Genomic DNA, 9,110 nt, shown 5'->3' with positions numbered 1-9,110 from the left:
TGATCTTATCTTGAACAGAAAACTGCATAGTAAAACCCCCTGAGTTAGATTTCCTCCAACTCAGAGGGTTCAGTTCAATTTGGCCTTTTGGCCAAATGCTTTTTTTGTTATGTTCATCGTTTTCTTTACGAATAACCTGCTGACAACAGCGACCATATACGGCTTCTTTGCTTGTCTACGCAGCCATCTTGATTAAATCCACTTATTCCTTTCAGCCATTTGGATTGCTTCAAGGCGTCCGTGAACGCCCAACTTACTAAATATAGCGGACAAATAATTGCGTATGGTGCCATCGGATAAGTGCATCTTCTCAGATATCTCATGAGTGGTACCGCCCAACGCTGCTTCGACTAGAACAGATTGCTCGCGAGGCGTCAGTGGGTTGTGTTCTGCCGAGACCATGTTGATCACAAGTTCAGGATCAAACCGCGTCAAGCCTTGCACGACGTCGCGAATCGCAGCGATCAGTTGGTCACTAGGACTATCTTTCAGCAGATAACCTGAGACCTCAGCGGCAACCGCTCGCTCAAAGTATGCCTTTTGTGCAAAAGTCGTGAGAATGATCACCTTGGTATCGGCTTGCGCTTCATGGAGTTTAGCAGCGACATCCAACCCCGTTTGCTTTGGCATCTCAATATCCAAGACTGCAACGTCTGGCTGCAAGCTCAAAATCTCAGTATACGCAGTCTGTCCGTCCTTCGCCGAACCTACCACGGTCAGGTCATCTTCAAGATCAATAATTTGAGTCAAAGCTGAATTCAACATGCTTTGATCCTCTGCAAGGTAAACTGAAATCATTTTTTCTCTTCCTCCGGTAAGTGACAGACCACAAGCGTCCCAATTCGATTCGCACGAATACAAAAGCGCCCCCCGGCCGCCACGATCCGAGTGTTCATCCCGCTCACACCATTACTGCCAGGGCGTTCAAAAAGGACGCCATCCCCGTCATCTTGGACCGTCACTTCGTATTCACGCTTCTGATGATTAAAGCCCACCGTTACTTTCCCCGCGTGTGAATGCCGCACCACGTTGGTCAACGCCTCTTGAAGCACTGCTGAAATGGTGGCCTGGATTTTTGTGGGCCATTGCTGAGCATCAGTTTCACCAAATGTCATCAGCGCTACATTGGCGGCATTCAATGCTTTACTTTGAGTCACCATCAATTCACTGATAGATTGCTGGTGCAGATTATTCACGATCTCACGGACAAGCTGCAGATTTTTTCGGCTGGTTTGTTGAATATCCTCTAATTCCGCCTCGACTCGCTCTGGTGCCTTAGTTAATAACTTCTTGGCCAATTCTGCTTTGATGGTGATCATCGAGAAACTCTGGCCAAGATTATCGTGAAGATCCCTAGCAATCCGCTCCCGCTCATCACGCTGAACCACAGCCTCAAGCCGGCGGTTAGTTTGGCGAATCGCGCGATTAGCAAATATCTCTCTTGCAAAGAAGTAAGCCATCAGCGGCGATATCAACGGAAAGATTGCCCCAACCAGTTCACCACTGGACCAATCGATCCCTCCCGGCGTCGTCACCGCATACCAGACAAAACTAGCCAGAACAATCAATTCATAAACAACGAGAAACCAGCGAAATGCCCGCCGACCTCGTGGGGTCTGGGCTAGGATAAAAGGGACCTGCCAGGCAGGAAAAATAATCATGTAGTTGTTCATTGCCAACAGCGAAAATACCGCGCAGATCGCCAGCTCGACTGGAATAAACAAGACTCGATATCGCGGCAATTCAACGACGGCAATATAAACGGCGACAAAAACTGCACCTAATGCCAACCATAGCCAGTCCTGCATGGCCTTCGGTGGCAAATAGCCTAACAAATTGAACGGCACATACACCAGCCAAATATAACTCGTCCACTCCAAAGATGAAAATCTTTGCCGCCATCGACTACTCTGTAACACCTTGTTGCCACCGCCTTAAAGTCAAATTCCAGATCATTGCAGCCACTAAAGCAATCACTAACCAGCTCATAATGACTAGCCAATCATACACCGAAACAGATTGATCCGCGACAATGTCATTTAACAAATGATTCAGCCGATATGTGGGCATTGATTTACCCACCACCTGAAGCCACTTTGGCAGCATGGTTAGCGGCCACCACAATCCGCTAACGATCGCCACTGGGAACGTTAATAAGTTACTAATGACGCTCAGTGTTTCTTCACGTTGGACGCGACTGATCAAGACGCTGATCACAAATAGCGGCAGCTCGCCGATTAATGAAACAATCAGTATCAGCAACATCTGGCCGATACTCAAGGTCACGTGGTTCAGCCCGATTGCAAGGACAAACATCAGGCCTGTTGATAAAACGGTCATCAGCATGAAGCACATGGCAATCGAACCGTAATAGGCCTTCAAGCCCACCGGCGTCTGGCTTAATCGCGTCAAGTAGCCGCTGCGCCGATCGCGTTGCAGCAGTGCTGCCAAACCGAAAAAGGCGCTGATGATCAGACTATAAACGATCATACTGACCATATAACGACCAGAAAACTGCTGCATCTCGCTTTGCGTCCCGCTCACCATGACTTTGGTGAACAAAATGTAAAAACCAGCGGGCATCAATAACGAGAAGAACAAAAACGGCAAGTTCCGTAATATTTCTCTGTGCACGTCAAATTTAAACTGTTGAACAAGTGATCTCATTTTGGCTCCTCCTGATGCATCATTTCACTGAAAATGTCAGACAATGACTGCTTAGTGACAGTCAGCTCGTGCACTTGGTTCAAATATTGACCAAGCGCGTTCATCGTTTGATCACCATTGTTACTGGTCAGCAGCCAGTAACTGCCTAATCGAGTCACAGACTGAACCGCCGGCAACTGCAAAAGTTGCGATTCTGACAGCGAGCTCATAAAGCGAAATAGCGCCTGCACATGTTGATCTTGTAATTCCGCAAAGGTGCCTTTAAAGCTGATATGACCAGACTGAAGGATGAGCAATCGATCGGCGACATCTTGTAATTCTTCAAGATAGTGACTGGTGATGATGATCGTGACCCCGGCCTGCTGCATCTGTTTGATCTGCATCCAAAGCTTTTTACGAGCATTGACGTCCATGCCCACAGTCGGCTCATTCAAAAACAGCAGTCTCGGTTGACCGACTAATGCAGATAAGAAGGTGACGCGCCGCAGCTGTCCGCCTGATAAGCGGTCAAGCCGCTTTTTGCTGAGTGCCGAAATGCCATTGTCCCGCAGGAGCTGATCAATATCAGCCGGATTCGAATAGCTGGTACTCAAATTGGCCAAGAGTTCGCGCACTGTCACCCCTGGCAGCTTCAAATCTCCCTGTGGCATGGCACCGATCCAGTCGTGCACCTGTTTATCTTGAACCGGGTGATCAAAGATTGAAATTTGCCCACCAACTGGCAGTTGGTCCTGAAGCAATTTCAACAACGTCGTTTTGCCCGCCCCATTTTCACCGATCAGCCCAATCATTTCACCAGCATCAATCGCAAAGTTGATGTCCTTAAGCACTGGTTGTTTACCATAACTAAAAGAAATATTCTGAACCTGAACTGCTTTTGTCATTGGCTTTCCTCCATGCCATTAGAATACACGGCGTCGGAAGCTCGCCCTAGTCACTAATGTCATAAAATGTGTATGACAAATGTCATGACTTTACGATCATGGAATAACAACAACCGCAGTCCCAGAGATACTTAATTAGATTATGTTGAGAAGATTATGGTGTAGCCTTAGTAAACTGGACCCGACATGTTAGCGCTGCCGTGTCTAGTGACTTGCTTTGTCCATACCATAATCTTCACGTTTTCGTGTGCATTGCAGCAAACAAAGCGCAATCATTACTTTTCACACTGAGAGAAGTCAAGCAAATAATCGACACAGATTCCGCTTACTACAGCCCCAAATCAGGATTACGAAGAGAAAATGTTTGCATCCGTTATTTTACGTATATATTGGTGCCGACCAGCTGGTGCAACAAGGTGCAAACCCCAAAGTGGCTCATCAACAAATATCGATCACCTTCATACTTCATTGTCGCAAAAGGTTGATAAATCTGGATACTCGCTGACAGAACTGGAATTTATTTTGCTCTTTATTACCAGAAACTGTAATTCTCGATTGCAATTTCATCGGTACAATCGCAAAAACCATATCCTCCTGTTGACGCAGACGGTGTTCTCGAAACAGAAAAAATGACGAATAAACACCGGCTCGAAGCGTTCACAGACGCCATGATGGTGCTCGAAATTCACGCGCCGCCCGCAAGGCCAAACCCGGCGACAACCTCTCATCGTTGGCCTGACGCGGTATCTATTTTACGATCACGCTGCAGGTCATCGGCATGATCCTCAGCGCTTTTCTCCGTTACGTCGCCCTCATCGTCGGTTCGTTCATCATCCTCATCTACTTGGGCGACGAGGTCCCGATAAAGGTCACTCGCCGGCTCCGCGGAAAAAAATAAAACTCGCCACATAAAAGTAAAAAAATGGGCGACCGCGAACGGTCACCCAGACTCAATTCATTTAATACTTACCCTCGTTGCTAAACAGATAATAAATCAGCATGCCTGCACCAAGCAGCGCGCACACCCCACCGATGATGGGAACGACTGTGCCAAACTGATTGACCGTCATGATGATGGCGCCGCCCACGAAGAGGAAGCCGCCAGCCTGCAAGTTTTTCATAGTGAACCCCTTTCAGGTTAGTACCCAAAGCTTATCATAATTCTTTATCAATCCGCATCAGGAAAATAGTTATTCCCGCGCATGTTTGTGATCAGTACCAAGACCACCGGCACCAACAACTGCCTCGATGAGATCCTGCAGCTCCCCAGCATCGACGGCCTCACATCCTTGATTTCCTTTCCTCGCTTCACAATTAAAGATTGGTTATGAGAATTCTTCGATCACTTCATCACGCGGATGAGCCAGCAAGTAATCTCTTACTTGCTCTCCCAATGCTTGGGCCATGGCGCCTGCCACCGCCAGCTGCTGCTTGGTAATGCGGTTAACGTGCAGACCGCCTACGATGAAGGCGTTGTTCTGAAGGGCTGGTGCGATAACCGCAGCAATTCTTTCCGTCAGGACGCCTTCTTGATGCTGATGCCCTGGGCGGCTTTGCAGCGCGATGGTCTGCGTTGCCTGATGCGGGCTGACGATCGTCACCACGCCGTAGTGCGGCACATCGCCGCCAGTGATTTCCAGCAGCACATCTTGGTTCTCACGCGACAGTTTGGCCTGCATCGTGTACCCTTCACGCGTCACGGCAAACGTCTTCTCAGCCATGAGACACCTCCCGGCGCGCGGCCTGCTTAGCGGCAGCTAGTCCTTGCCAGCGCTTGCTGTAGTCATTTTTCAGATGCAGATGATCCAGCAGTTTCATGGTGTTGTGGTCGATCAGGTCATCGATGGTCTGCGGCTGGTTGTAAAACGCCGGGATCGGAGGAATGATCTCAACGCCCATCCGTGAGAGCTTCAACATATTCTCCAGATGAATTTGGTTAAATGGTGACTCACGCGGCACCAGCAACAATGGCCGGCGCTCCTTGAGTGTCACATCGGCCGCCCGGGCAATCAGATTGTCGGCCAGGCCGGTAGCGATCGCCGCCACTGTCTTCATGCTGGCCGGCACGATGACCATGCCGTCGTGCTGAAAACTGCCACTGGCAATGCTCGCACCCAGGTCCCGGTCGTCGTATACCACGTCGGCCAGCGCCTTGACTTCTTTTTCAGTGTAGCCAGTCGCCTCGACCGCCAGATTTTCCTTCGCCCAGGGACTCATGACAAGGTGCGTCTCCACATCCGGGTCCGCCGCCAGCGCTTCAAGCAGGCGCAGGCCGTAGATGGTCCCGGAAGCGCCCGTGATTCCGACAACGATTTTCTTCTTCATTCCATTACCTCCCGAATGCGGCAGGGCCTACGAAAATTACTTCAGGTAGTCCTGCCAGTTCGTCATTTCCTTGAAGCTGGCGCGCTTAAACTTGTCCTTCATCGTGTAAGGCACCGTACCGTCAAGCACGAGCTTGGATGACATGCCGCGCACGCGGATGCGGGCCGGATCGTATTCCGGCAACTCGGAAGGATCCAGCGGGTGGTTCCGCATGCCTTCGAGCACCATGATGTCGCGGTCGGCTTGGAAGCGCGTGTTAATGGTCCACATGACGTCGTTCCAATCGAAAATATCGACGTCTTCATCGACTAAAATGACGGTCTTGAGCTCTTTAAACGCAGAGAATGCCAGCAGTGCAGCCTGGCGTTGAATCCCTTCATCAGCCTCGTCATCTTTGTGGATCTGCATAATGGTCATGAGCTTACCACCGCCGGCTGGGGCGTTGTAGACGTTCTTGACCTTGCCTGGGATCGCACGGTCGACCAGGCTGAGAATCGACGCTTCCGTCGGGATCCCAGCCATCGACACGTGTTCTTCTGACGGGCCAATGGTCGTCTGCACGATCGGGTGATCCTTGCGGTGGGTCACAGCCTTGATCTTGACGACGTTCACCGCCGGGTTGGCCGTGCCGTTGTAGCCAGGAAATTCCGGCATCGCAAAGCCGGTGTTGGTGTTGATGTCTTCTTGCATCTTGGTGTTTGGCAGGATCTCGGCTTCAATCACCCACTCGGCGCGGGCAATCGCCTTGGCATCGACGGCCACACCTTTGACGACATCAACGGGTTGCTGGCGCAGTGCGCCGGCGACCTGCAGTTCGTTGTAGCCAAGCGGCGTGGTCGGCGGCTCGAAGGTGGCACCGATGGTGATGGCAGGATCCAGGCCGATATTGATGGTGATCGGCATCGGCTTGTTTTGCGCCTCATATTCCTTCAAAAAGGCGCCAATGTGGCGGCCACCAGGCATGATGTACATACCGATGGTGTCCTTGTCTTCCAAGACCATGCGGTGGATCGTGACGTCTTCTTGTTCGCCGTTTGGGCTGTGGCCGTAAACGACCCCCATCGTGATGTACGGGCCGGCATCGACCGACGTGTTGGTCGGCGCTGCCAGCAGCTTGCGGATATCAAAGCCGGTGTCCGTTGCGAGATGCACCACCTCTTGCGCTGGCGCTTCAGCCTTGGTCACCTCGACAGGCTTGACTGGTTGGCTCACGGCCTCGTTAAGCATTTGACCAAGTGTCTTGTAGTCGTGGTGCAGGATCAGGCCAACCCGCTTGCGGGAAGCCTGCAGACCGATCAGCACGCGAGAATCCGGAAAGCCCTTGACGTTATTAAACATCATGGTTGGGCCTTCCTGAGTTGGCCGCTGCACGGTCCCACCGGCACCAATGTACCGATAGACACCGGCCAAGTCAGCGTCGGGATCGATTTCCTTGTCCGTTTCGTGGTATTGACCAGGAATGGCTTTGATTTCGTCTAGCACTTTACGCAGATCATATTTCTCTGACATATCCTACCTCCGTTTTGTATGACTTCAGTATGCGAGCATGCATAAGCACAAACAATTCGGAGTCTAGAAGTAGCTATGCCAAACCGGAATAGATTCAGAAAGGAGCATTAATACTGATGAATATACTGCCAAAACGCATTGCTGGTCGTGCTGTGGTGCCCCACGGGCCGGATGAATGCCAGTTGTGAATACTCGGTTGGATCATCAGGCTGGGAAAATGCGAGTGTATCAGCAGCGGCAAGCACTGCTTGCTCAACAGTGTCTTGCGGCCTGCCAGCCAACATCTTGAGTCAAATCAGCTTTGACAAAGGTCAGTCGGTCGAGATTTTCGGTCCCGGGATCTTTCAGCGGGGCTGTCACTTGTTCCTGCTTGCTTAAACCCCGCAAGGCTGCCCGAACTGGCAAATTCTGGGTGAGCAGTTGCGCAATGAGATGTAAGGCAAGAAACCTGTCCCGGCCGGTGGCTAAGTTATAAACATTTCCTTATTCTGTTATTTTTAGTGACGATCTAACCCATATTCAGTGCATACTCTAGGGCTAGCAAAAGCAGGAAATAATATTGACCTATACCATCAAAGAAGTCGCTGAAAAAACAGGTCTGAGCGTCTACACGCTGCGTTTCTATGATAAGTCGGGATTGTTGCCATTCGTTGCCCGCTACGCGTCAGACTACCTTGAATTCACTGACGGCGACCTGCAGCTGTTGCACCCGGTCTGTTGTTTGAAGAATACCGAGAAGAAAATCGCGGATATCCGAACCTGCATTGGCTACGTCATGCAGGGGCCGGGCACAATCAAGCAGCGTCAGACCCTTCTGGCCAAGCACCGCGAAAAAGTCGTCGCCAAACAGACGCAACTGGCACAAAATCTTCAAGAGATCGACTATAAACTGAATATGTACCGCTCACCAGACGCGATTACTCGGGTGAAAGATGAGCGGCGCCCCGCAAAAGCGGATAAGCGGCAAGCCGGTCTGGCTGATGGGTCTTGTTAATGCGCGAGTATTTACCCACGGCGGCGCCACGCCATCTTAACGCGCACGAGCTGTTCCAGACGTATCTGCATCAAAACTGGTCCACCAAGCGACAATAACATCCCCACGACATTGCGAGTCGGTGAGATCACCAATGGATATAACCAGTAAACTGACGGATGCAGCTTGCCCCACGCCATGGTCAACCACCCCTGACTAAAGTCAGAGGCTTGTAAGCGCATCACCCAACGGCGACGCGACTACAATTTGCTTAGATACAGCGATTGCCCGCAAGCGGGTCTTACCTGCTAATTACCAAAGCCTTTAGAGTCCGCAGGTTGCCAGACGGACTTGACGCTTTAGCGTCTTAGTACCGTCGGACACCGGAGGGCCAGACGGACTTGACGCTTTAGCGTCTTAGTACCGTCGGACACCGGAGGGCCAGACGGACTTGACGCTTTAGCGTCTTAGTACCGTCGGACACCGGAGGGCCAGACGGACTTGACGCTTTAGCGTCTTAGTACCGTCGGACACCGGAGGGCCAGACGGACTTGACGCTTTAGCGTCTTAGTACCGTCGGACACCGGAGGGCCAGACGGACTTGACGCTTTAGCGTCTTAGTACCGTCGGACACCGGAGGGCCAGACGGACTTGACGCTGGAGCGCCTTAGTGCCGTCGGACACCGGAGGGCCAGACGGACTATTTGGTTAATTTAGTGCTAATCCTTTAGCCAAAATGTTCTTCGCGGCGT

General features: G+C 51.1%; 11 protein-coding genes. 1 reads left to right on the top strand and 10 read right to left on the bottom strand.

The features are described 5' to 3' along the window. Positions 1-192: 192 nt before the first annotated feature. From EKM91_RS13200 to EKM91_RS14000, 9 genes are all read right to left on the bottom strand, one after another. A complete protein-coding gene (locus EKM91_RS13200; RefSeq protein WP_125754365.1) occupies positions 193-798 on the bottom strand; it encodes a response regulator transcription factor in 606 nt (201 codons plus the stop codon). Then, on the bottom strand, positions 795-1,847 hold the full coding sequence (locus tag EKM91_RS13195) for a sensor histidine kinase (protein WP_225419535.1): 1,053 nt from the start codon (positions 1,845-1,847) through the stop codon (positions 795-797). The genes EKM91_RS13200 and EKM91_RS13195 overlap by 4 nt, the downstream gene beginning before the upstream one ends. Positions 1,848-1,905: 58 nt before the next feature. Beyond that, positions 1,906-2,667: an ABC transporter permease gene (locus EKM91_RS13190; protein ID WP_125754364.1), complete on the bottom strand. Its 762-nt coding sequence runs from the start codon at positions 2,665-2,667 to the stop codon at positions 1,906-1,908. Then, entirely contained in the window at positions 2,664-3,551 is an 888-nt protein-coding gene (locus tag EKM91_RS13185) for an ABC transporter ATP-binding protein (protein WP_125754363.1), read from the bottom strand. The genes EKM91_RS13190 and EKM91_RS13185 overlap by 4 nt, the downstream gene beginning before the upstream one ends. Positions 3,552-4,510: 959 nt before the next feature. Further along, positions 4,511-4,672: a hypothetical protein gene (locus EKM91_RS14005; RefSeq protein ID WP_164508605.1), complete on the bottom strand. Its 162-nt coding sequence runs from the start codon at positions 4,670-4,672 to the stop codon at positions 4,511-4,513. 204 nt (positions 4,673-4,876) lie between these two features. After that, entirely contained in the window at positions 4,877-5,272 is a 396-nt protein-coding gene (gene lpdD / locus EKM91_RS13180) for a prenylated flavin chaperone LpdD (protein ID WP_125754362.1), read from the bottom strand. Then, the gene (locus EKM91_RS13175; RefSeq protein WP_125754361.1) at positions 5,265-5,876 is read right to left on the bottom strand and encodes a UbiX family flavin prenyltransferase; all 612 of its coding nucleotides are present in this window, start codon (positions 5,874-5,876) and stop codon (positions 5,265-5,267) included. Before EKM91_RS13175 ends, lpdD begins: the two co-directional genes overlap by 8 nt. A gap of 36 nt (positions 5,877-5,912) precedes the next feature. Then, positions 5,913-7,385, bottom strand: coding sequence for a UbiD family decarboxylase (locus tag EKM91_RS13170; RefSeq protein ID WP_125754360.1), 1,473 nt, complete (start codon positions 7,383-7,385; stop codon positions 5,913-5,915). 107 nt (positions 7,386-7,492) lie between these two features. Then, complete coding sequence (locus EKM91_RS14000; RefSeq protein ID WP_164508604.1) at positions 7,493-7,669, bottom strand: hypothetical protein; 177 nt, start codon at positions 7,667-7,669, stop codon at positions 7,493-7,495. A gap of 275 nt (positions 7,670-7,944) precedes the next feature. Here EKM91_RS14000 and EKM91_RS13165 point away from each other — a divergent pair, with 275 nt between their 5' ends. Further along, on the top strand, positions 7,945-8,379 hold the full coding sequence (locus tag EKM91_RS13165) for a MerR family transcriptional regulator (protein WP_125754359.1): 435 nt from the start codon (positions 7,945-7,947) through the stop codon (positions 8,377-8,379). 11 nt (positions 8,380-8,390) lie between these two features. Here EKM91_RS13165 and EKM91_RS13995 read toward each other — a convergent pair whose 3' ends face one another. Beyond that, positions 8,391-8,558 (bottom strand): hypothetical protein, encoded by a 168-nt coding sequence (locus EKM91_RS13995; RefSeq protein WP_164508603.1) that lies wholly within the window; start codon positions 8,556-8,558, stop codon positions 8,391-8,393. Positions 8,559-9,110: the final 552 nt, after the last annotated feature.

The sequence above is a fragment of the Lacticaseibacillus baoqingensis genome (assembly GCF_003946165.1).
Taxonomy (GTDB): domain Bacteria; phylum Bacillota; class Bacilli; order Lactobacillales; family Lactobacillaceae; genus Lacticaseibacillus; species Lacticaseibacillus baoqingensis.
Note: the sequence above shows the minus strand (reverse complement) of the source record. Positions and strands in the feature narration are given on the sequence as shown.

Coding starts and splice junctions, on each gene's coding strand:
- EKM91_RS13200 (WP_125754365.1), bottom strand. CDS start 798: ATGATTTCAGTTTACCTTGCAGAGGATCAAAGCATGTTGAATTCAGCT.
- EKM91_RS13190 (WP_125754364.1), bottom strand. CDS start 2,667: ATGAGATCACTTGTTCAACAGTTTAAATTTGACGTGCACAGAGAAATA.
- EKM91_RS13185 (WP_125754363.1), bottom strand. CDS start 3,551: ATGACAAAAGCAGTTCAGGTTCAGAATATTTCTTTTAGTTATGGTAAA.
- EKM91_RS14005 (WP_164508605.1), bottom strand. CDS start 4,672: ATGAAAAACTTGCAGGCTGGCGGCTTCCTCTTCGTGGGCGGCGCCATC.
- lpdD (WP_125754362.1), bottom strand. CDS start 5,272: ATGGCTGAGAAGACGTTTGCCGTGACGCGTGAAGGGTACACGATGCAG.
- EKM91_RS13175 (WP_125754361.1), bottom strand. CDS start 5,876: ATGAAGAAGAAAATCGTTGTCGGAATCACGGGCGCTTCCGGGACCATC.
- EKM91_RS13170 (WP_125754360.1), bottom strand. CDS start 7,385: ATGTCAGAGAAATATGATCTGCGTAAAGTGCTAGACGAAATCAAAGCC.
- EKM91_RS14000 (WP_164508604.1), bottom strand. CDS start 7,669: ATGTTGGCTGGCAGGCCGCAAGACACTGTTGAGCAAGCAGTGCTTGCC.
- EKM91_RS13995 (WP_164508603.1), bottom strand. CDS start 8,558: ATGGCGTGGGGCAAGCTGCATCCGTCAGTTTACTGGTTATATCCATTG.